Below are 21,588 nucleotides of genomic sequence, written 5' to 3'. Positions count from 1 at the left end.
GTCAGCTATCGTCCGGGCCTGCCTGCTGCTTCCCGAAGGAGTGATGTTCCGTGCCGTCACGTCCCCAGAGCCCGCAGCCGCCCGGTACGCCACGCTGGGTCGCGATGTTCTACGAGCCGTCCTCCGCGTCCTGGCGGGTCGGTGCAGAGTCGCCGTACCGGGTGCCCGTGCTGTACGCCCTCGGTGAGATGACCCAGACCCTGCGGGCCCGCGGCGAGGATCCGGCCGTGACGCTGTGGGGGCCGAAGGGCGGCGCGTGGCAGCGGATGGACGCTCCCGGAGCCGTCGGGGCCACCCCTGCCGCCGCACCCGAGCCGCCCACCGGTACGCCCGCCCAACCCACCAAGTTGGCCGAACGCATGACCGACCGTCGGCACCAGGTGCTTGTCGCCGCGCTGAACCGTGCCGGGCTCTACGACCTCGCCCCGGACGACGAGACGGCCGTCCAGGCGGTCGTGGACCGGCTCGACGAGACCACCGTCCGCAGGGTCGCCCACTGGCTCTCTCTCGCCGCCGGGGAAGCATCACCGGTTCGGTGAACCGCCCGACGGGCAGGGAAGGGACGTACGTCTCGGTACCGATCGGCCCGTCGTTCACGGGCTCAAGGCCACTGGAGTGAGAATGAAGCTCTCCGTTGACCCCGAGCGCTGCTACGGCTCCGGCGACTGCGCCTACCGGGCTCCGTCCGTCTTCACGGTGGTGGACGGCTTCGGCGCGGTCATCCCGGGACGCGAGGACGCCGGAGACGATCCCAAGGTCCGGGAGGCGGTCGAGGGGTGCCCGTCCCAGGCCATCACGGTCACCGAGTAGCGCGCCGCGTCTTTTCGCGCACGGACGCCGAGGCGCTCCCCTGACCTCCGAGGACATCCGACGGGCACTCAGTAGGGTGCGAAAGCGGATGAAAGGGGTACCCACCGTGGCCATCAACACCGTCTACGCCGTCATGCCCGTCGCCGACTTCGAGGCGGCGCGCACCTGGTACGAACGCCTCTGGGGCCGCCCGGCCGACCGCGACCCCATGGAAGGCCTGGCGGAATGGGAGGTCCTCCCGGGCGGCGCGATCCAGCTGCTCCGCGAACCCGACCGCGCGGGCGCCGCCATGCTGACGCTGGCCGTCGACGACGTCGACGCCGAGGTCCGGCTCGCCGCGGACCGAGGGCTGGACCTGGGGACCGTCCAGGACACCCCCGGCGGCTTCCGCGTCGCCGCCGTCACCGACCCGGCCGGGAACGTCGTCACCTTCGCCCAGGACATCGGCGGGGCGGAGTGAAGGGCCTTCGCCGAGGACGTTGGCGGTCCGGTGTGACCGGTCTCCGCGCAGGACATCGGCGGGGCGGAGTGAAGGGCCTTCGCCGAGGACGTTGGCGGTCCGGTGTGACCGGTCTCCGCGCAGGACATCGGCGGGGCGGAGTGTTGGGCCTCTGCTCAGGACATCGGCGGCCCGGGCGTGACCGGCCTTCGCTCAGGGCATCGGCGGTCCGGGCGTGACCGGCCCTCGCCCAGGGCATCGGCCGCCCCGCGTGAAAGGCGCAGTTCCTCTCAGCCGGCCTGATCCAAACGGCAGGCCCTACGAGTCCCCGCCCGCCGGATGCCTCCAGCCCAACTCCGCCAGCGCCCGCGCCCGTGCCTCCGCCACCGCCATCCGGGCCTGCCGTTCGCCCGGATCGACGTGTGAGGCCTGGCCCGTCACCTGGCCCTCCCACTTGCGGTAGAGGAGCCCCACCTCCGCCGAGAACCACCCCCGGCTCACGGCATTCAGCGCCAGCAGCAGTCCCGTGTCCTCGGACGCGGGCAGTGCCATCCAGCCGCCGAGCGCCAGCAGCAGATCCCGTCGTACGCAGAGCGAGGCCGGGTGGACCTGGGCGCGGAAGTCGTTCGCCGTCCAGAAGGCGAGCACCGCGCCCCGCTCGACCGGCCCGTCCTGCGGGTCGCCCGGGAAGCCGACTGTCGAGCCGTCCGGCAACAGGTCCAGCGCCCGGGACGTCACCCACCCGACGCCCGGTTCGGCCTCCAGCACCGCCAGATCGCGGGCCAGCACACCCGGCGCCAACCGGTCGTCGGCGTCCAGGACCTTCACGTACTCGCCGTCCGCGTGTGCCAGCGCGATCGTGCGCGCCACCCCGGGCCCACCGCGCCGCCCCTGACGGAACGTCACCCGTGCGTCCTCGGGCACATACGGGCGGACGTCCTCCGACTCCCCGTCCTCCTGGATCACCCACCGCCACTCCCAGCCCTCCGGAAGCCGCTGCTCGCACAGCGACGCGTAGGCGTCGGGCAGAAAGCGGGCCGACGGGGGATGCACAGCGGTCACGATGACGACGTGCCGGGTCACGGCAGCCCTCACCACCTTTCCAGCCACGTCGTGAAGAGCAGTTCGGTACGGTCGCCCGGAAGCGTGACGTCGGAGATGTCCACCACGCGGTCGTCGATGTCGTACGACGTCTTGTGCAGCAGGATCACCGACGTGCCCGGTTCCAGCTCCAGGTCCGCGGCCTCCTCCGGGGTCGGCGGGCGGGCGGTGAAGCGTTCCTCGATGCGGGCCACCTCGATGCCGACGGTGGAGAGCTGGTGCTGGGTGCCGCCGGGCCAGGGCTCGTTGGCCTCGTCCAGGAGAGCGGGGTTCGCGGCGATCATGTCGCGGACCAGGTAGGACGTCACGAGGTTGAGGGGTGCCGTCTCCGTCGCGCACCTGGTCCGGTAGTGGCGCTCCAGCAGGACCGTGCCCTCGGGGACGCCGAACGCCTCCGCCAGCTCCTCGGGCGCCTCGATCTCGCGGTACGTCACGTGGAAGACCAGGTCCTGTTGTTCGAGGCCGGTGTCGTGTTCGGTCGCGCCGGTCGCGGCCCGCTCGGGCAACGGCTGACGGGCGCGGTCCTTCTCCCACTGGTGCCGTCGGTTGTCGCGGACCGCGAGCGTGCGGGGGCTGCGGACGAAGGTGCCGAGGCCGTGCCGTCTGTCGATCAGACCTTCCTCGCTCAGCAGCCGCAGCGCGTTCTGGATCGTCGGCACACTGCGCCGGTACCGCTCGGCCAGCTCCGTCTCGGCCGGCAGCCGGTCACCGGGCCTGCGTTCGCCCTCGCGGATGGACCGGCGGATGTCGTCCGCGATCACTTCGTACGCCTTCGGCATATGAGTCAGCGTAGGACTCCTGAAGAGGTCTTGCCGACCGGGCCGGGCTGTATCGGAAATCGGGACGGGACTTTGTCAAATTGCGGTGCGGTCGCGCCGCAATACGCCCACCCGTGGCGCCGTATCGAAGAATGCCTCGCCATTCGTGCGGGGTGCCGGCGAACGAAAACGCCCGATCGCTGGCGACGGGGGATGCACCAGCGATCGGGCTGTGGCCAAGAGTAACAAGGCGGATGGCGGCGCGGGAGCCGACTGATGAGGTGCGTCGAGGTGCTGTGACGCGGATCACTGTGGGCAGGGCGGCTCGTAGGACAGCCGCGGCAGGTACTCGTGCCATTTTTCCGGCGTCAGCACACCCTGAGTTGTCGAACAAATGTGCCTTACCGCGTCGTCGACGTTCAGATCCCACAGCCGTACGGTCCCGGCGCCGCTCGACACCCCGAGCAGGCGGCTGTTGGGGCTGAAGGACAGGAAATTGCCGGTCTTGGCGTTGGGGCTCAGCGACTGCCCGATGGGCTTCGCGGTGGACGGGCGGCTGACGTCCCAGAGGCGGACCGTGTCGTCGTTGCCGCTGCTGGCCAGCGTGTGACCGTCCCGGCGGAACGTCAGGGACACGATCGCCTCGGTGTGGCCGGTGAGGTTCGGGCCGAGCCGGGTGGCCTCGAGCGGGTCGGTGACGCCCCACAGGCCGACCGTGTTGTCGTCGCTGCCGCTGGCGAGCGTGCGGCCGTCGGGGCTGTACGCGAGCGCGTTGACGGGGCCGAGGTGGCCGCGGAGCGGGGTGCCGAGCGGGGTGACGTGCCGGGGGTCGGTCACGTTCCACAGGCGGATCGTGGTGTCGGCGCTGCCGCTGGCCAGGGTGCGGCCGTCGGGGCTGAAGGCGAGGGAGAGGACGTAGCCGGTGTGGCCGGTCAGCGGTGCGCCCAGTCGGCGGGGGTGCGACGGGTCGTCGACGTTCCACAGCTGGATCGTGCGGTCGTCGTAGGCGGTGGCCAGGGTGTGCCCGTCGGGGCTGTACGCCAGCGCGTCGGGGCCGGCGTAGCGGTTGCGCAGTTCCACGGGCGGACCGTAGGCGACCGGCCGGGACGGGTCGGTGACGTTCCACAGCTGCATCGCGTGACTGCCGGTCAGCACCGCGAGAGTGCGCCCGTCGGGCGCGAAGACCACCGAACGGACGTCGCCTTCGGCGGGCAGGAACGGCTCGCTCAGCAGCACCGGCCGCTTGGGCGCCCGTACGTCCCACAGCCGGATCCGCTGGTCGCGGGCGGCCGTGGCGAGCACCCGCCCGTCCGGGCGGAACGCCCCGATCCGGCCGACCATGTCCGACCTCGGTATCGACCACAACCGGACCTTGGTGTCGCCGGTGCCGGTGGCGAGCGTACGGCCGTCGGGGCTGAAGCCGAGGGCGTACATCTCGCCGCTGCTGCCCGCGAGCGGCTCGCCGACCCGGGAGGGGAACGCCGGGTTGCTGACGTTCCACAGGCTCGCCGAGCTGTCCGCGCTGGCGACGGCGAGCAGGGAGCCGTCCGGGCTGAAGGCCACCGACCACACGGGCCCGGTGTGCCCGGTGAGCGGGGCGCCGAGCGGAGCCGCGTCCCGTACGTCGGTCACGTTCCAGAGCTGGACGGTGTCGTCGGAGCTGCCGCTGGCGAGGGTGCGGCCGTCGGGGCTGAAGGCGACGGAGTGGATCAGGGCCCGGTGGCCGGTCAGCGGGCCGCCGATCGGCTCGGGGTGCCGCCGGTCGGTCAGGTCCCACAGCCGGACGGTGGTGTCGTCGCCGCCGGACGCCAGGGTCCGCCCGTCGGGGCTGAAGGCGACCGAGCGCACGGCGGCGGTGTGGCCGGTGAGCGCGCCGAGCGGGGTCGGGCGGGCCGGGTCGGCCACGTTCCACAGCCGTACGACGTGGTCCTCGGTGGCGGCGGCGAGCGTACGGCCGTCCGGGCTGAAGTCGAGCAGATAGACCGTGCCGTCGTGGCCGGTCAGCGGCGCGCCGAGCGGACGCGGGTGACGGGGGTCGCGTACGTCCCACAGCCGGACCGTGCCGTCGTCGGAGGCGCTGGCGAGGGTGGTGCCGTCGGGGCTGAAGACGGCGGTGCTCACCCAGCTGGTGTGCGCGACGAGGGGCTTGCCGAGGGGCTTGGGGCGCTGCGGGTCCGCCACGTTCCACAGGCGGACCGTGCGGTCGTAGCTCGCGGTGGCCAGGAGCTTGCCGTCGGGGCTGAACGTCGTGAGGTAGACGGCGCCGGTGTGGCCGAGCAGCGGGGTGGCCAGCGGTGCGTTGACGATCGACACCAGCCGGTTGTTCGTGCCCTCGTCGTCGGGGCGGAGGCGGTGGGCGACCAGGTCGAGTTGGGCGGACAGCGACGGGTCGGTGTACTGGACGCGGTCGGCCTCGGCGAGCACCTGCTCGAACACCGCGTCGTCCCGCTGCTGCCACGCGACCACCGCCGACCCGACCGCCAGCACCGCCAGCACGACCAGCGCCGCCACCGCGCCCCGGCTGATCCACACCGTGCGTCGGCGCAGCCGGACCGAGGCGGCCAGGAAGTCGACCGCGCTGCGGGTCAGGAAGGTGTCACCGGCGGACCGCGCCCAGGTGTGCGCCTGCTCCAGCCGGGAACCCCGGTACAGCAAGGACGTGTCGCGGTGGGTCGCCTCCCAGGCCCGGCTGTCCTCCTCAAGCCGCTGGCGCAGCAGGTTGCCGCCGCGGTCCTCGTCGATCCAGTCGCGCAGCCGGGGCCAGGCGTGCAGCAGCGCCTCGTGGGTGATCTCCACGGTCTCCGCGTCGAGCGTCACCAGCCGGGCGCGCACCAGCTCTTCGAGCGACTCCTCCGTCTTGCCGGGGTCGGTCGACTCCTCCGCCAGCTGCCGTCGCGTCCCGCGCCGCCGGGTCGCCTGGGTGTCCTCGCCCAGCCGGACCAGCCGGAGCAGCAGCAGCCGCGCGGCCGTCCGCGCCGCCGGGTCCAGCCGGGACCAGGCCCGCTCGGCGGTCGCCGCCACCGCCCCCTGGATGCCGCCCGCCGCGCGGTATCCGGCCAGCGTCAGCCGGCCCGCCTTGCGCCGCTGCCAGGTGGCGAGCAGGGCGTGCGACAGCAGCGGCAGCGCGCCCGCGTCGTGGTCCCCCACTGCCCGAAAGGCGTGGGAGGTACCCCCACCGCGCGGTCCGTCGGAGCTCACCTCCCGGACGATCAGCTCCGCCAGCCCCGGCTCCAGCTCCAGGCCCACGGCCTTGGCGGGGCCGGTCACCGCCTCGCGCAGCTCCGCGGTGGTGAGCGGGCCGAGCACCATGTGCCGGTGCTGCAGGGCGTCGGCCAGCTCCGGATGGCCGAGGCACTGCTCGTAGAAGTCGGCGCGGACGCCGAGGACGACGAGCACGGGGGCCGGTTCGTCGGGACCGGCGGGGGAGGCCGCGGCGTGCAGGAGCCGGATGAAGGTACGCCGGTCGGCCTCGTCGGAGCAGAGGGTGAAGGTCTCCTCGAACTGGTCGACGATGACGACCGGCCGGGTCTCACCCGGCGCCCACGCCGTGACGGCCTCCCGTACGGCGTCCGCGAATCCGGGGGTGCCGGGCTCCTCCTGCGTGACGACCGGCGCGAGCCCGGGGATACGGCGGGTCAGCTCCGCGAGCGGGTCGGCCCCCGGCACCAGCTGCACCACCTCCCGGCCCTGGCCGCCGCGCAGGGCCGGCACCAGACCGGCGTTCAGCAGCGAGGACTTCCCCGCCCCTGAGGCCCCGACGAGCATGACCAGCCCGCCCGTCCGCTCCGCCGCCCGCAGTTGGGCGACCAGGGCGTCCGTACTGCGCTCCCGCCCGAAAAACCAGCGCGCGTCCTCCGGGCGGTAGGAGGCCAGCCCCCGATACGGGCACACACCGCCCGGAACGGACGGACCTCCCTCGGCCGGAGGCCCCTCCTCCTCTTCCGGGTCCGCCGCCCCGCCGACCGCACGCTCCCAGAGGCGCTGCCACTGGCCCATGTCGTACAGACCGGCGGACACCGGCACGGGCCGGGCCCGCCGGGCCTGCGGAATGAGTACGTGCAGCACGGCCGCGAGCGCCGCGAAGTGCGCCGGTACGTTCTTCGCCCGGCGCCAGTCGCTGATCCGCTGCGCGGAGACCCGTACGGGCCGCCCCCGTTCGTCCACCCGTTTCAGTCGTACGACGGCCTCGGACACGCTCTTCAGGGGAGGGTTGCCGGCCTCCTTGTACAGCAGCGCGAGACGCTCCGCGAAGGCTGTGCGTGCCCCTGAGCCCGAACCCAAGGTCTCCACCCCTTACTTCCGCCGCACCTCGCCATCCGGACCGGAAAACCCACTCTATATGGCTGACCTGCGGATTCGCGGTCGTCCGGACGCCGGAACCCTCCTCGTCGCGAGCCCTGGATGGGAGGCTGAGCTCCGCTGCGCGCGTCGTTCGGCACCGGTCTCCACGTGGGAGGGACCGGTGCCGAACGACGTTGCTCAAGGTTGGCCAAGATCATGTCCGGCTCCTACCCAAGCCGCCCCGGGAGAACGCGTCCGGGGCGGCTTGCGTTGCTGGAATGACGCCCTTCGTTCACCTGGCGATAACCAATTTCACCGGAATTTCTTCTGAAACCGGAATGGCTGCCTTCATATTCGTTTTCTCGCCCGGTAATTCCGTTCGAGGCACAACCATGGGGATCCGGTAATCATCTAAACCGGCGAACGAGGGCGCGCGGGAGCCGCAACACCGGACGAAATGCGACGCGTGCCACTTCCCCAGGAGGACTGCCGGAATGGTCTGTTCGCACGGACGTGGCGTGGGTCACGGAAACCGCTGGTGCCGCCCGGACAGGGACAGGGTGTGAAACAGCCCAGGCCTGCCGCCGCCCTGCTCGCCGCGGTCCTCACCGTCACCGCGTTCTGCGCCGCCGACGCCGTCGCCCGCACCTACCCCTTCGGCCCCGACACCCGGAACGTCAACGACCTGGGCAACCAGTACGTCCCGTTCCACGCCCACCTCTGGGACCTGCTGCACGGCAGGGCCGACGGCGGCCTCCTGGTCAACTGGCAGTCCGGCTACGGCTCCAGCTTCCTGCCCGACCTCGGTACGTACGTCAGCAGCCCGTTCGCCCTGCTGGTCGCGGTGTTCCCGCGGGACGAGATCGACCTCGCGGTGTACGTCATCACCGTGCTCAAGGTGGCGTCGGCGGCCGCCGCGATGGCCTGGCTGCTGCTCGCCCTGCGCCCCGGCCGCTGGTGGGCGGCGGGCCTGCTCGGCACGTCGTACGCCCTGTGCGGCTGGACGCTGGCGAGTGCCTCGTACAACACGATGTGGCTCGACGGCCTCCTCGCTCTGCCGCTGCTGTGCATGGTCGGTGAGTGGACGCTGCGGGGGCGGGAGCGGGAGCAGGACGGGGAGCGGGACCGGGGGTCGGAGCGGGGGCGGGAGCGGAACCGGGGGTGCCGGTTGCGTCAGGCGCTCGGTGTGCTGATCGTGGCGGTCGCCTGGATCGCCAACTTCTACACGGCGTACATGGCCACTCTCGCCGCCGGTCTGGTGCTGCTGCTGCGGCTGTCGCTCACCGACGGCACCCTGCGGCACAAGCTCCGCGCGGCGGGCCGGGCGGTGCTGACCGTCGGCCTCGGGGTGGGCCTGGCCGCGCCGCTGGTGACGGTCGTGTACTTCGGCACCCGGCACGCCTACCCCGGCCGCGTCCGGGAGTTCGTGCCGGTGCCGACGGAGGACGTACTGGCGCGGCTGCTGCCGGCGACGTACGGCTTCAGCTCCCCGGCCCTGTACGTCGGCGTCACCGCGCTGCTGCTCGCCCTCGCCCTGCCCTTCCACCCGGCGGTGCCCCGGCGGGTGCGGTTCGGCTGGACGCTGCTGGTGGTCGCCGTCGCCCTGTCGTTGCAGTGGGGGCCGACGCATCTGCTGTGGCACGCCTTCGCGACGCCGCAGGGCAGTCCGTACCGGCAGACGTTCGTGCTGTGCGCGCTGCTGGTGATCGCGGCGTGGCACGCGCTGGCGTACGGGGTGCCCGGATGGCGGGCGCTGACTGCCGCGGGCGGGCTGCTGGCTCTCATCGCGGTCGTGGCGAGCGGGAGTTACCTGATACGGCCGTTCGCCTGGCCGGTGTTCTTCACGGCCGTGCTGGGGACGGTGGCCGGGCTGGCGCTGCTCGCGGTCCGGCAGGCCCGGGGCTCTCACCTGACCGCCAGGGGCCGTGTCGTACTGCCCGCCCTGGCCGCGCTGCTGCTCGTCGGTACGCAGCTCGGCGAGGCCACCGCGACGTCCGCCGTGGCCAGTCGGCTGCGCCTCGGTCACATGGACGACTACGCGCCCTGGGGAGCGCGGCAGGACCGGCAGGCGGAGGCGATCGCCGAGGCCGACGGCTGGCCCCGGTACCGCACCGACCCGGGCCGGGAGCAGACCGTCGGCAACGACCCGCTGATGGTCGGCGGGCAGGGCGCCCAGTACTACAGCAGCCTCACCTCCGACGTCCTCAGCCGCACCCTCACCGCCCTCGGGGACGGCTGGACCTCGCGCGGCCGGAACGTCCAGAGCCTCGACAACGCCGTCACCGACGTGATCTTCTCCGTCGGCGCACGCGTGCACTCACCGCCGGACCCGCACCAGAGGTGGTTCCGGAACGAGGGCGGCACGCTGAGCGTGTCCCGGCAGCAGGTGCCGCCGCTGGTCACGGTACGGCCGACGGACGCGCGCGGGACGGTCGCCGACTTCGGCCCGTCGCCGTACCGCAACCAGGAACTGCTGCTGGGCACCCGCGTCTACACCGTCCCCCGCATCACCGTGCGCACGGCGGACGGCACCCCGCCGCGGCGCAGCGCGGACGACCGTCCGGGCGTCCTCATACCCGCTCGCGGCGCTGCCGAAGGGAACAGGCCGACGATCACGGCCCACTGCCCCGCGGGTGACGAGGTCTACCTGTGGGCGCCGCACTTCTCGGGCACCGCGCGCCTCACCGGCGACACGGCCGGCGGCCTGACGGGCCGCTTCCGGGCGGACCACCCCGTCACCAAGATCGCCGCCATGCAGCGACTCGGCACGGTCCCGGCGTCCGGCCGCCTCGGCGTCGAACTGTCCCCCGACCGCGAGGGCGTCGTCCCCGACGGCGCGGTCGGCTGCCTGGACACCGCCCGGCTGCGCACGGCGGTCGAACGGCTCACGGCCACCGGCGCCACCGACGTGACCTTCTCCGACGGCGGCGAGATCCGCGCCGAACTCCCGCCCGGCAGCAGGGGAACGGCCGTGATCGCGGCCCCGCGGATCGCCGGCTGGCGCTGCGCGACGGGGGACGATCCGGCCGTACCCGCGCAGCAGTACTACGGCCTGATCGCCGTACCCCTGAACGGCTCCGCCACGACCGTCACCTGCACGTTCCACCCACCCGGACTGCGGCTGGGCGCGGCGGTGGGCGGGGCGTCGCTGCTGACGCTGCTCGCGCTGGGCGCCCTGACCGCCGTACGGGACCGCCGCCTTCGACGCCGTACCACGCCCCACCCCGCACCACCCCGACCGACGGCTCCACTACCCGAGCGCGCGAGCGCGTGACCGGCCACCAGCGCGCGCAGAAGACCTGGGGGAAAACCATGCTGATATCGATCGTCGCACCCTGTTTCAACGAGGAAGACGTCATAGAACGCTTCCACGAGACGGTCCAGAAGGTCGCGGAGGAACTGCTGCCGCTGGGCCACGACATGGAATTCGTCTACGTCGACGACGGCAGCCGCGATCGCACGCTGGTCGTGCTGAAACAACTGGCCGAACTCGACGCGCGCGTGCGCTACGTCTCCTTCAGCCGCAACTTCGGCAAGGAGGCGGCCCTGCTCGCCGGACTGCGCCACGCCTCCGGCGACGCCGTGATCATCATGGACGCGGACCTCCAGCACCCGCCGGAGCTGATCCACCGCATGGTGGCCCTGCACGAGGAGGGCCACGACCAGGTCATCGCGAGGCGCACGAGGACCGGCGACGGGCTGCTCCGCACGGTGACGGCGCGCCTCTACTACCGCCTCGTCAACCGCCTCGTGGACGTGGAACTGGTGGACGGCGTCGGCGACTTCCGCCTGCTCTCCCGCCTGGTGGTGGACGCGGTCCTGGACCTCACGGAGTACAACCGCTTCTCCAAGGGCCTGTTCGCCTGGGTGGGCTTCCCGAGCACGACCTTCGACTACGAGAACGCCGTACGCGAGCACGGCCGCAGCTCGTGGACCCTCCGGGGCCTGCTCAACTACGGCATGGACGGCCTGATCTCCTTCAACAACAGACCGCTGCGGGCGGCCCTCTACCTCGGCATGGGGCTGCTGCTGTGCACGGGCCTGTACACGGCGTGGATCGTGATCGCCGCGCTGGTCAACGGCGTGGACACGCCCGGCTACGTCACGATCATCACCGCTGTCACGGCGGCGGCCGGCATGCAGATGATCATGCTGGGGATCATCGGCGAGTACACGGGCCGGATCTACTACGAGGTGAAGGGCCGACCGCACTTCCTGGTGAAGGCGACGAATGTGGAACGATCGCCGGAACGCAGCACGGGTGGCAGGACGAAGGACCTCATTCCCTGATGAGTACGCCGAATTCCCTGACGGGTACGTCGAACTCCCTGACGGGTACCCCTTCCGCGACGACTACGCACCCTGCGGACGCACGCCCGGTGCGCCCGGTCACGGGGCAGATCCTGACCTTCGCCGTGATCGGCGTCATCAACACCGGGACGTACTACGGCCTCTACCTCCTGTTCCTGCCCCACATGCCCTACCTGGCCGCACATGTCGTCGCGACGGCGCTGAGCATGACGGGGTCGTTCTTCCTGAACACCCACTTCACGTACCGAACCCGGCCGACGTGGCGAAAGTTTCTCCTCTTTCCCTTGACGAACGCCACGAGCTTCGTGGTCACCACGGCAGGCGTATACGTGATCGTCGACATCCTGCACGCCGGAAACCGCCTGGCCCCCCTCATCGCGTCGCTGGCGGCGGTGCCGGTGACTTTTGCGGTGGCGCGCGTGATCATGGTGCCGAAGGGGGGAACGGGCGGGGCGTGATCAGCCAGGCGGATGCGGTTGGTGGTTCATCGTTCGCGCCGCACCCTCGCCATCCAGACACGGCCCCAACTGCTGTTCGTTTCCCTCTGTGACGGATTGCGCCAGTTGTTCGGCCTCCGCGGTCGAGCCACGGCGGAACAGCACCCAGGCAAGGGTGATCAGGCTGACCAGCGTGCGGGGGTGCACCCTGCCCAGGGCACGTTCGCTGGTGGCCAGGTTCGGCCGGGCGAGGGCCTCGGCTTCCTCCCAGCGCTGCTGCTTGCCGATGGATTCCGCCAGGCAGGCGGTGTTCTCGACGGTGTTGGGGTGGTAGAGGGCGGGGCCCAGGACATGGGCGCTGTCCAGGCTCAACGGGTGGTCGGGGCCGTGGAGTTCCTCCGGCCCGCGCCCTGGCCGGTGGACAGAGCGGTGGCCGTGTGTCCTCCCTGCGTGCCGCGTGTGCGGCCGAGAAGTCTCCGCTGTCGTGGCTCTGTTGCCGCAGACGACGGACCCGACCCAGGTGACGACGAGGAAGGCACACAGGGCTGTGGCCGGCGGGACCGTCACCGGCGTCGGCGCCACCAGCGACCCTTGCGGGTAGAGGGCGCCTGCGGACGGACCGCGGGCCCTGTCAACTGGGCCAACAAGTGTCTGTACGCGGCGGGGTCCCGTGCGAAGTCCGTTGCGGCCGCGAGGGCGGCCAAGTCGGCGTCCTGCCCCCGAAGCAGGTCGACCGAGGTCTGCGCGAAGCGCTCGGGCAGGCCGTTCCGCTCCGCGTCGGCCAGCAGCAGGCGGAGCTCGGCAACTGCCTGTGCGGCGCTTGACCGGGCTGCCGGGCCGGCCTGCAGCATGCTCCGCAGCCCGGCGGCGGGGGCGGCATCGTCCAGCAGCCCGTGAAGCTGGTTCGCGAGCTTCCGGCCGAGAACCGCCGTCTCGCGCGCCTGCGGGCCCGCCTCCCGCAGTACCCAAAGCGCTGTGATCAGCCGGGAACCGGGGCCACTGTCGGCACCCTGGGGCAGGACGTCGTGGCGTTCCGCTTCCCTCACCGCCGAGACAGCCCGTTCGTACTCCTCGGCCGCCCACGTTGCGGCCTCGGACAGGTCGAACGCGTGGCGGATGAGCCGTGTCTGCACCCCAAGGACCCGGGGGAGGGCTCGGAGATTCCCACCGATCAGCCCGAGGGCGATGAGCGGCGTTCCCAACAGCAGGAAGACGTCCCCATTGCCGAGGTCCTGCTCGGTGGCGAGGTCCTCCAGATTCCCTCGCTCCGGCCCCTCGGTGAGCATGAACCCGGTCTCCCAGCCGTGGCCGTGACTGTCGGAGTACTGCGGCGCCTTGAGGAGGTCGGACCGGCCAGGATCGCACTGGTAGGACGCTTCCCTCGCCCGCTTCTGATACGGGTCGATCCAACGGACCCTGCACGAGCCGTCGGGCTTCTCGTCGAGCACCGTCAGGTCGATCTGACGCGCTTCAGGCAGGTCCGACCCGACGGCGTACAGCCCCACCGCACAGGCGAAGAGCACGAACCCTAACGTCAGCACCCACCGGAAGAAAGGAACATGCCTCATCCCGCCTCCTCCCCGTAAAGGCTTGCCAGCGTCCCGCGAACCTGGCGGGAGTAAGAGAGGCGACTCCGGCAGCGCTCAGACGGACGGCGCTGCCGGGGCCCGGCAGGTGGTGCACTTCTCCCCATCCTGCCGCTCCACTCCAGGGCCGGACTCACCTCACGAACAACCGCATACCGCCTGCCGTACACGACATGCGTGCCGGCCGCCTCCGGGCCGCCCGTCACGGACTCCGTAAGGGACCGGCGAATGGCGGTGCGGTCCCGGATGGGGACAAGGGGCGAGCCGTCAGCGGAACGCGTACGGAATCGGGCCGGACGGCCTTCATCGGCGATTCCGCGCAGCGCCGAGTGGTAGTGGGTGTGGTACTCGGTGATGTGCTGGTCGTGCTGTGCCTGGAAGACGCGCCCCTGCTCCCGGGCGGCCGCCCGCATGGGTAACTCTTCGGGCCGCCCGGGCTGGAGACCCACCGTTCCGCGAGGGGTGTCGGGCGTGGTCGCCTCTGCCGTCACTTACTCGTTCACCACCTCAACCCAGCCGCCCCGACTGGTGGCGTCGCACGTCAAAGCGTCGGCGGCGACCATCACGCTTTCCAACTGTGGCGGTGCCCGCGCAGAACTCGGGTGACGGCGGACTGCGGTGGGCGCTAGCGTGCGGCGGTGATCAGCAGTGAGGGAGTATGCCTGGGTGCGGAGGCCGCACGTCGTCTGGCGCAGACAGGCCTCTATGAATTCGAGCCGGGGCTGACGGACGCCGAGTTCCTACGCATTGAGCGCGAGTACGGCTTCGCGTTCGCGGATGATCACCGAGCGTTCCTCGCGGCCGGCCTCCCGGTCAACGTCCCTCCCGAGGACGGGCAGACTTGGTCCAGGCCTTGGCCCGAGTGGCGCGGTGGTGATCCGGACAGCTTGCGTCGACAACTCGACTGGCCGGTCGAGGGTGATTTGCTCGACGTTGAGCACAACGGGTTCTGGTACGCGGGCTGGGGTGAGCGTCCGGCCGACGGGACGGCGGCACTGGACGCGGCGCGGCGTCATCTGGCGGAGGCGCCAGTGCTGGTGCCCGTGTATGCCCACCGATACCTGCCCGCCGGCCGGGGAAGCTTCGGGCATCCGGTGCTCTCGATGTGGCAGACCGACGTCATCCATTACGGGCTGGACCTGGTGGACTACGTGCACCAGGAGTTCGGCGAGGCACGGGGTGAGGTCGATGAGAGCTGGAACCCGCGAGCAACGGTCCCCTTCTGGCGGGACCTTCTCTGACTCCTCGGGACCGTGGACAGGCGGCAGGGACGCTCAGCTTGGAAAGCTCGGGTTCTATGGGGTCGATTGACTTGCTGACCTGCGGAGCGACGTCATGACCTGAGGGCGTGCTTGGGCAGGTGCCCGCCGTTCCTCGTGGCTCCCCGTGGCTTTCGCAGTATCGGGTCTGGCACGGAAGCGCGTCCTGCGGGCTATTCAGGCCAGCGCCGTGAACCCGGCACGCCGCTGCCGGGGCAGAGGTCGGTGGAGGCGGTCAACAAGTGGGCCGCGGTTCTCAGATCGTTCTCCCATCCCGGGACCTCGTCCGGGCCGATCCATTCGCTGTAGTCCGCTGCTACAGAGAGGAAACGTGTCTCCTCCCGGGTGCGGGCTGCGACCGTCATCGATAGCCGGTCGGCCACGTCCTTGGGGCTCAGCTCGCCTTTCGCGAGACCGAACGCGAGGCTCACGAGGAGGCGTCGGCCGGCTGTCTCTTCGTCGGGAAGGGATATACCGAGTTCGTGCAGGGCTTGGACGTACAGTTCACGGATCTCGGCCTCATCGCACCTGCGCGGCAGGCCGGCCAGTTCGCGCAGGGCAGGGGAATCAAGCCCATCGACGAGCGCATGCGCAGCGAGCATCGTGAAGTTTCCCCGTGATCTCGGACACGTGATCGTTACGCCGCAAGGGCGTGCTGGTGTCGCTGCCTGGTCTCGGCCGGGGTGAGGTAGCCGAAGATTTTGTGCTTGCGCAGACGGCGGCGGTTGTAGAAGGTCTCGATGAAGGTGAAGACCTCGGCGCGGGCGGTCGCCCGGTCGGGCCAGGTCCGGGTGCCGATCTCCTCCTTCAGGAGGGCCCAGAAGCTCTCCGCGGCGGCATTGTCGAAACATGACCCAGTCCGCCCGCAACTCTGCCGGAGTCCCAACTCCTCTATCCGGTAACGGAATTGGGACGAGGTATACTCGCTGCCGCGATCGCTGTGGATCACACATCCCGGCTCCAGGTTCCCGGCCATGTGCCATGTCCAGGGCGTCGACGACGAGGTCGGCTCGGTGGTGATCGGCCATGGCATAGCCGACGACCTCGCGGGTGGCCAGGTCCAGCCAGCAGGCGAGGTAGAGCCAGCCCTCGGCGGTGGGCAGGTAGGTGATGTCGCCGACCAGCTTGATCCCGGGACGCTCGGCGTGGAAGTCACGGCCGATCAGGTCCGGGGCCGGCTTCGCCTTCGCATCCGGCCGGGTCAGCGAGCGGCGCTTGCGCCGTGTGACGCCGCGTATGTCGCGCTCGCGCATCACGCGGGCGACACGCTTGCGGTTCACCCGCTGCCCCAGGCGTCGCAGTTCAGCGTGAATGCGCGGGACACCGTAGGTATGGCGGGAGGCGATGTGCAGCACCGTGATCTCATGCCCGAGCGCGTCGTTCGCGGCCTCCCGGGCGCGGCGGGCCGCCTCGCCATCACACCACGCGTAGTACGACGAGCGGGCGACCTTCAGCACCCGGCACAGCAGAACGACCGGGTAGTTCGCCTTCTCCGTGTGGATGAACCGGTACAGCTCGCTCACCGGTCGTTCTCCTTCACGAAGAAGGCGGTCGCTTTTTCAGGATCTCGATCGTCTGCTGTTGTTCGCGGACCTCCTTGCGCAGCCGCTTGAGTTCCTCGCGCTCGGCGCTGGTCAGCTCACCGGGCTCGCCCTCGCCCCGGTCCGCCTTGGCCCGGCGGTACCAGCCACGCAGGGACTCCGAGCTGATGCCGAGTTCCCGGGCCACCGCAGTGACCGTCTTGCCCGAGGAGTCGACGAGCGCGATCGCGTCCCGCTTGAACTCCTCGGTGTACCGCTTCGTGTACTTGCTTCCCACCTGGTGCTACTTCCTCTGGAACCTCAGGTCCCAGTCTCCAGGTGTCCACGATCAAGGGGAAGCTTCACCGCTGGCTGCGTTCTCACATGGCTGAACAACAGCGGCACTCTCGACCGGGAGCGCGGCCGCGTCTTGCAAGCCTGCATCGAGGACCTGGATCGAGTCCTCCCTGAGATCACCGAGCCGGCAGGAATCCATGTCCTCCAATGCCGTGGAGCCGACCGCCCCAGCCACGACGTACCCCTTCTGTGACGGCAAGCGGCTGATTGCTGTGCCCGGCCGGCACGGGCGCCGGCCGGGCCGAGATTCGCTCCGCATGCCCCCGGGGGAGACGCGGAAGGCGCTCCGGAAGCTGGGCAACGCCCTGGGCGGCAGCAAGCAGAAGGAGGGGAAGAAGAAGGCGAAGCGCAAGCAGGAAGAGAGGCCGGACGAGGACGGCCAGCAAGAGTCATAGAGGTTGCTGTACTCCGCTGCTGTACAGACGCCCAGAGGCCCATCCGCGATCACGCGAATGGGCCTCTGACCTGGGTCAAGGTGGCGGGATTGGAACTCACGACCTCTTCGTCCCGAATGAGGTCCGATCATGTTGCCTACCTGCTGCGGCTGGTATTTGCGCACGTCAGAGCGTTGGTGGTGGTTGGTCTCGGGTGGTGCTGTGGGGGCTTTGGGAGAAGATCTTCTCCCAGCTTTCTCCCAAGCCACGGCGGCCCTGCTGCTCCTACGGTGACTCAGACTGCGTTGCTCGAGCAGGTTTGCGCACGCTCCGGATGGTCAGGTTGGCGGCACACGCACGCGGCTCGTTGAGCTGACCGCGAGCGGGCAGCCCAGCGCCATTTCGAGGTTTCGCACGTCACCCCGGCGGGCCGAAGGACGCTCGGGATCTTGCCCGTGGCGTAGACGATGGCCGACTCGGTGCAAACGTTGCAAGGCTGCCTTCCAGTACGAAGCGGACGTCGTCCTTGAGCTTCGCGCGGACGTGGTTCGCGGTAGGGCTGGCCTAGCCGGGAACTGGCCGCCGAGGTACGCGATCGGGATCCGGACCACCTGGCGGACAAGGCCGGGCCAGCCCCGTGTCATGCGGTGACGGTCGGTTCCGCGCGCCTGCTCGGGTTCTGTCAGTAGGAAAAGCAAGCCGAGGGGCAGGTAGCCCATGACCAGGAGGTACAGATATGCCCGGCGGAGGCTTGACTGAGCCTCCACCGGGCGGTAGATCCCTACGACGAGATCCTCATGGCGTCGTGGCCTTCACCGGTTCGGCGGACGTGACCTTCACCGGGTCGGTGTCGGGTGCGCTGTGTCGCTCGGCCCAGGTCTCCAGGGCCGTACGGCAGGCGTGGTCGAGGTGGTAAAGCCCGGACAGGTCCACCTCGATCGGCCGGTCCTGCGGAAGGGCCTCCAGGCCGTCGAGTATCTTCGGCAGCCGCAGGAACGTCGCGTTGCCCGACAGGTACACCTGGATCGGCCCCGCGCCCTTGTCTATGACCTCGGTCTTCAAGTGCGATGCCTCCCAGGCGGTCTTGACCACCGCCAGCGCCAGGCCGATGAGCACGCCCTCGAACATGTTCACCGCGACGATCGACACGGCGGTGACGATAAGGATCAGCGCCTCACCCTTGTGCCCCCGCCACAGCTCCGCGACCTGGCGGAACGGGATGAGTTTCCAGCCCGCGTGCACCAGGATACCGGCCAGGGCAGGCAGCGGGATCAGCGCCAGGACGGAGGGCAGCGCGGCGGCGAACAGCAGCAGCCACACGCCGTGCAGCACACGCGACGCCTTGGTCTTCGCGCCCGCCTGGACGTTGGCAGAGCTGCGCACGATCACCGCGGTCATCGGCAGTGCACCGAGCAGACCACATACCGTGTTGCCCGCGCCTTGGGCGATCATCTCCTTGTTGTACTCGGTGCGCGGGCCGTCGTGCAGCCGGTCCACGGCCGCCGCGCTGAACAGCGACTCGGCGGATGCGATCAGCGCGAACGCGATGATGGTGCCCCAGATGGCCGGGCTGGCCAGCTCACCGAAAGTTTCGGTGCCGGGCGGCTGGATGACGCCGAGCAGGCCCTCCACCTCGACGGTGGCGACCGGCAGGCTGAAGGCGAGCGAGGCGAGCGTGGCCAGCAGCACCGCCGCGAGGGCGCCGGGCACAGCCTGTACGGCCTTCGGCAGCTTCTTCCACAGCACGATGACGGCGACGGTGCCCACGCCGATCGCGAGCGAGGTCAGGGCCTCGGTGCTGCCGAGGGCGTCGGCGAACGCCCCGGGCAGGCCCACGATCTTGCCGATGCCGGTCTCCGGGGCCTTCAGACCTGCCGCCGCGTAGATCTGGCCGGCGATGATCACCAGGCCGATGCCGCAGAGCATGCCTTCGACGACGGCGACGGATATCGCCCTGAACCAGCGGCCGATCTTGAGGAAGCCCATGGCGAGCTGGAGCAGCCCGGCGATCAGCACGATGACGCCCAGCGCGGCCACTCCGAACTCGCTGACGGCCTCGAAGACCAGCACGGTCAGGCCGGCGGCCGGGCCGGACACCTGAAGGCTGCTGCCGCGCATGAGCCCGGTAACGATGCCGCCCACGATGCCGGTGACCAGGCCGAGTTCGGCCGGGACACCGGAGGCGACCGCCACGCCGACGCACAACGGCACGGCGACCAGGAAGACGACGATGGACGCGGCGAAATCCTGCCGCAGGTAAGGGAACCTCGACATCACAGTCATGGTGTCCCTCACAGCGCCTCGAACGTGTCGGTCTCCGCGCGGTGTTCGCGCACGGCTCCGGTGTGCACCTCGTAGTACCAGCCGCGCAGGCTGAGTTGGCCCGCCTGCAGGCGCTTCTCGACGCAGGGGTAGGAGCGCAGTCGCAGCAGCTGTGTCAGGACGTGGTGCTGCACGGCCTCGGCGACCGTCGGGTCGGCGGGGTCGGAGCACTTGGGCTCGTCGGCGGCGTGCGCGAGCCAGTCCCGCACGGCGGGGACGGCGTTCAGGTCGTCGCCGCGCACCACGGCGCCCACGGCGCCGCAGTGCGAGTGGCCGCAGACCACGATGTGCTGGACTCCGAGAACCTCCACGGCGTACTCGATGGTGGCCGCCTCGCTGGTGGGGTGCTCCAAGGCGTACGGGGGGACGATGTTGCCCGCGGTGCGCAGCTCGAAGAGCTGGCCGGGGCGGGCGCCGGTGATCAGGGCCGGGACGACCCGGGAGTCGGCGCAGGTGATGAACAAGACCTCGGGCGACTGGCCTTTGGCGAGGCCGGCGAACTCCTCAGGGCGCTGTCCGAACATACGGGCGTTGTCGATGAGGGGTTGCATGATGTGGTGACTCCTCCTGGCGCGCCGTAGAGGCGCGTCGGGGTTTACAGGACAGGTGTGTGTGGGGGGCTGCTCTGCTGCTCAGCAGCGGAACACCTGAAGTGCCGCCGGACAGTGGGCTGTCGAGGATCTCGACGTGCGGTGGTGCGCGGTACGGGGTGTCCCCGGCTCGTCCGCCTTCGAGGCCCCCTGCCTCAGGTGCGGACGGTCGGGTACCTCGGGTGCGCAGTCGGCGGCAGTGCGGTGCCGGTCGCGGGTGCCCAGGGGACCGGTCAAATCCCCGTGGCGGCCGGCATCCCGGCAGGTGGCGATCTCGTCCCGCAGCGCCTTCCCGGAGGGCTTGATTCCGGGCTGGCCCTTGGCCACGGCATGACGGGCCGTGTGCGCGGATGCGAAGGATGCGGTGGACGCGAAGCCCTGGAGGCCGAGCAGAACGGCGGCGAGGACCGACACCACGGTCCGAGCCGTCGTACCTCGGAACATGAGCCTCCCTCCAGTCAGTTCACGTCTCTAGCGCATGCCAACGCTTGGTCAATGATCGGCCAAGAAACACAATAACCCTGCAAAATCCTTTGCAGGGTTAACTCAAGGTTTCGACCTGAAGAGAGCCTGAAAAACGTGTCGCGGGTGGCGTGAACTGGCCCTGATGTAGTGAAGTTGGTCGGTCAGGCCGTCGCGCATAACGCGCGCTGCCCCGTCGCGCCGGTCAGGGCAGGTGTGACTTGAGTGGTCAGGGGAGGGGGTGCCGCGGCCGTAGAAGCAGCAATTTCCGCCACGGAGACTTCCAGGAGCGTCGGTGATGTTCCTCGCCAGCCGCCTGTTCAAGTCCGCCGGTCCGCCCGTCGTTTTTCAGCTCGGGGCGGAGTGATCTCCTCGTGCGGCCCATGCGCTGTCGTGGCCGACCGTGAAGGAGGTCCTGTCCGAGATGGTTGTGCTGCGGCGGGCGCGCGCAGTGGCGTTGAGGCAGGCGAGCCGGTCGGGGTGGACCGGATCGTCGTGTTCCGTGGCGGCTTGTCTGGAGGACGGGTTCGGGCTGTTGCCCGACCGTGACGGCCCCCGGCCCGGCACGCCCCGACTCACCGCTGCCGATCCCGGTGCCGTAGGCCCGTGTGGAGGAGTACCGCCACATCCTCGAAGGTTGGGCTCGGCTGCACGCCTGGCCCGCCTCGCTGACGAGCGGCGCAAGGCGGGCCAGGCACGGCCGACGGGGTTCGGCCCGGTGCGCGCCTCACTCTGGCACGGGCGCCCTGCGCGTCGAGGTATCTGCGGCGACGTCTGTCACCTGGTCGGGCCTCGTCAGGTGGTCAGGTCAGCTGCCAGTCGTACAAGCTGTGGTCGTCGCCGATGTCGGCGGTCAACCGCACGTTCGGCAGGTCGCTGACAGAGACCCCGACCGAGGCAGCGATGACCGACGCTGGATGGCGCTCCAGCTCGCCGCGCTCGGCTGGCGGGACGTCGGCGACAATCTCGCCTGATCACCAA

18 protein-coding genes and 1 pseudogene are annotated in these 21,588 nt (G+C 70.4%); 8 read left to right on the top strand and 11 right to left on the bottom strand.

Annotation, left to right across the window (positions count from 1 at the left end; all coding sequences use genetic code 11):
* Positions 1–50 precede the first annotated feature (50 nt).
* The 3 genes from HJD23_RS18370 to HJD23_RS18360 all read left to right on the top strand — a co-directional run bounded on the left by HJD23_RS18370 (position 51) and on the right by HJD23_RS18360 (position 1,270).
* Positions 51–539: a hypothetical protein gene (locus HJD23_RS18370; RefSeq protein ID WP_171109723.1), complete on the top strand. Its 489-nt coding sequence runs from the start codon at positions 51–53 to the stop codon at positions 537–539.
* A gap of 82 nt (positions 540–621) precedes the next feature.
* A complete protein-coding gene (locus tag HJD23_RS18365) occupies positions 622–810 on the top strand; it encodes a ferredoxin (RefSeq protein ID WP_171109722.1) in 189 nt (62 codons plus the stop codon).
* Positions 811–916: 106 nt separating this feature from the next.
* Positions 917–1,270, top strand: coding sequence for a VOC family protein (locus tag HJD23_RS18360; protein WP_171109721.1), 354 nt, complete (start codon positions 917–919; stop codon positions 1,268–1,270).
* Between the two features lie 297 nt (positions 1,271–1,567).
* On the opposite strand, the gene HJD23_RS18355 is transcribed toward HJD23_RS18360, so the two are convergent.
* From HJD23_RS18355 to HJD23_RS18345, 3 genes are all read right to left on the bottom strand, one after another.
* A complete protein-coding gene (locus HJD23_RS18355; protein ID WP_171109720.1) occupies positions 1,568–2,332 on the bottom strand; it encodes a glycosyltransferase in 765 nt (254 codons plus the stop codon).
* An 8-nt stretch (positions 2,333–2,340) separates the two neighbouring features.
* Positions 2,341–3,129, bottom strand: coding sequence for a GntR family transcriptional regulator (locus HJD23_RS18350; RefSeq protein ID WP_171109719.1), 789 nt, complete (start codon positions 3,127–3,129; stop codon positions 2,341–2,343).
* A 285-nt stretch (positions 3,130–3,414) separates the two neighbouring features.
* On the bottom strand, positions 3,415–7,398 hold the full coding sequence (locus tag HJD23_RS18345; RefSeq protein ID WP_171109718.1) for a WD40 repeat domain-containing protein: 3,984 nt from the start codon (positions 7,396–7,398) through the stop codon (positions 3,415–3,417).
* Between the two features lie 553 nt (positions 7,399–7,951).
* On the opposite strand from HJD23_RS18345, the gene HJD23_RS18340 reads away from it, so the two are divergent.
* The 3 genes from HJD23_RS18340 to HJD23_RS18330 all read left to right on the top strand — a co-directional run bounded on the left by HJD23_RS18340 (position 7,952) and on the right by HJD23_RS18330 (position 12,158).
* Positions 7,952–10,663, top strand: a complete 2,712-nt coding sequence (locus HJD23_RS18340; protein WP_240980741.1) for a YfhO family protein — start codon at positions 7,952–7,954, stop codon at positions 10,661–10,663.
* A gap of 38 nt (positions 10,664–10,701) precedes the next feature.
* On the top strand, positions 10,702–11,679 hold the full coding sequence (locus HJD23_RS18335; protein WP_171109716.1) for a glycosyltransferase family 2 protein: 978 nt from the start codon (positions 10,702–10,704) through the stop codon (positions 11,677–11,679).
* 89 nt (positions 11,680–11,768) lie between these two features.
* On the top strand, positions 11,769–12,158 hold the full coding sequence (locus HJD23_RS18330; RefSeq protein ID WP_240980740.1) for a GtrA family protein: 390 nt from the start codon (positions 11,769–11,771) through the stop codon (positions 12,156–12,158).
* Here HJD23_RS18330 and HJD23_RS18325 read toward each other — a convergent pair whose 3' ends face one another.
* Positions 12,159–12,509, bottom strand: a complete 351-nt coding sequence (locus HJD23_RS18325; protein WP_171109714.1) for a tetratricopeptide repeat protein — start codon at positions 12,507–12,509, stop codon at positions 12,159–12,161. It abuts the gene before it with no gap.
* 191 nt (positions 12,510–12,700) lie between these two features.
* Entirely contained in the window at positions 12,701–13,705 is a 1,005-nt protein-coding gene (locus HJD23_RS18320) for a hypothetical protein (protein WP_180687361.1), read from the bottom strand.
* A gap of 656 nt (positions 13,706–14,361) precedes the next feature.
* On the opposite strand from HJD23_RS18320, the gene HJD23_RS18315 reads away from it, so the two are divergent.
* Positions 14,362–14,964, top strand: coding sequence for a hypothetical protein (locus HJD23_RS18315; RefSeq protein WP_171109713.1), 603 nt, complete (start codon positions 14,362–14,364; stop codon positions 14,962–14,964).
* A 655-nt stretch (positions 14,965–15,619) separates the two neighbouring features.
* Here HJD23_RS18315 and HJD23_RS43870 read toward each other — a convergent pair.
* The 3 genes and pseudogenes from HJD23_RS43870 to HJD23_RS18305 all read right to left on the bottom strand — a co-directional run bounded on the left by HJD23_RS43870 (position 15,620) and on the right by HJD23_RS18305 (position 16,800).
* Positions 15,620–15,958 carry an integrase core domain-containing protein gene (locus tag HJD23_RS43870; RefSeq protein WP_240980985.1) on the bottom strand — a complete coding sequence of 113 codons (339 nt, stop codon included), beginning with the start codon at positions 15,956–15,958 and terminating at the stop codon, positions 15,620–15,622.
* A 10-nt stretch (positions 15,959–15,968) separates the two neighbouring features.
* A pseudogene (locus HJD23_RS43865) lies at positions 15,969–16,505 on the bottom strand (IS3 family transposase); the annotation flags it as partial.
* Between the two features lie 13 nt (positions 16,506–16,518).
* Positions 16,519–16,800 carry a transposase gene (locus HJD23_RS18305; protein WP_171133957.1) on the bottom strand — a complete coding sequence of 94 codons (282 nt, stop codon included), beginning with the start codon at positions 16,798–16,800 and terminating at the stop codon, positions 16,519–16,521.
* A gap of 196 nt (positions 16,801–16,996) precedes the next feature.
* On the opposite strand from HJD23_RS18305, the gene HJD23_RS18300 reads away from it, so the two are divergent.
* Positions 16,997–17,254, top strand: a complete 258-nt coding sequence (locus tag HJD23_RS18300) for a hypothetical protein (RefSeq protein WP_171134041.1) — start codon at positions 16,997–16,999, stop codon at positions 17,252–17,254.
* Between the two features lie 774 nt (positions 17,255–18,028).
* On the opposite strand, the gene HJD23_RS18295 is transcribed toward HJD23_RS18300, so the two are convergent.
* The 3 genes from HJD23_RS18295 to HJD23_RS18285 form a co-directional block, all read right to left on the bottom strand.
* On the bottom strand, positions 18,029–19,507 hold the full coding sequence (locus HJD23_RS18295; RefSeq protein ID WP_171116325.1) for a SulP family inorganic anion transporter: 1,479 nt from the start codon (positions 19,505–19,507) through the stop codon (positions 18,029–18,031).
* Positions 19,508–19,524: 17 nt separating this feature from the next.
* Positions 19,525–20,106, bottom strand: coding sequence for a carbonic anhydrase (locus HJD23_RS18290; protein WP_171116323.1), 582 nt, complete (start codon positions 20,104–20,106; stop codon positions 19,525–19,527).
* A gap of 81 nt (positions 20,107–20,187) precedes the next feature.
* Positions 20,188–20,589, bottom strand: coding sequence for a hypothetical protein (locus HJD23_RS18285; RefSeq protein ID WP_171116320.1), 402 nt, complete (start codon positions 20,587–20,589; stop codon positions 20,188–20,190).
* Positions 20,590–21,588 lie beyond the last annotated feature (999 nt).

The organism is Streptomyces sp. Z423-1 (assembly GCF_013009255.1).
Taxonomy (GTDB): Bacteria; Actinomycetota; Actinomycetes; order Streptomycetales; family Streptomycetaceae; genus Streptomyces; species Streptomyces gossypiisoli.
Note: the sequence above shows the minus strand (reverse complement) of the source record. Positions and strands in the feature narration are given on the sequence as shown.

Bases quoted from the DNA above. Each gene is read 5' to 3' on its own strand.
- HJD23_RS18365 (WP_171109722.1), top strand. From the start codon at position 622: ATGAAGCTCTCCGTTGACCCCGAGCGCTGCTACGGCTCCGGCGACTGC.
- HJD23_RS18350 (WP_171109719.1), bottom strand. From the start codon at position 3,129: ATGCCGAAGGCGTACGAAGTGATCGCGGACGACATCCGCCGGTCCATC.
- HJD23_RS18335 (WP_171109716.1), top strand. From the start codon at position 10,702: ATGCTGATATCGATCGTCGCACCCTGTTTCAACGAGGAAGACGTCATA.
- HJD23_RS18320 (WP_180687361.1), bottom strand. From the start codon at position 13,705: ATGAGGCATGTTCCTTTCTTCCGGTGGGTGCTGACGTTAGGGTTCGTG.
- HJD23_RS43870 (WP_240980985.1), bottom strand. From the start codon at position 15,958: ATGGCCGGGAACCTGGAGCCGGGATGTGTGATCCACAGCGATCGCGGC.
- HJD23_RS18300 (WP_171134041.1), top strand. From the start codon at position 16,997: ATGTCCTCCAATGCCGTGGAGCCGACCGCCCCAGCCACGACGTACCCC.
- HJD23_RS18295 (WP_171116325.1), bottom strand. From the start codon at position 19,507: ATGTCGAGGTTCCCTTACCTGCGGCAGGATTTCGCCGCGTCCATCGTC.
- HJD23_RS18290 (WP_171116323.1), bottom strand. From the start codon at position 20,106: ATGCAACCCCTCATCGACAACGCCCGTATGTTCGGACAGCGCCCTGAG.
- HJD23_RS18285 (WP_171116320.1), bottom strand. From the start codon at position 20,589: ATGTTCCGAGGTACGACGGCTCGGACCGTGGTGTCGGTCCTCGCCGCC.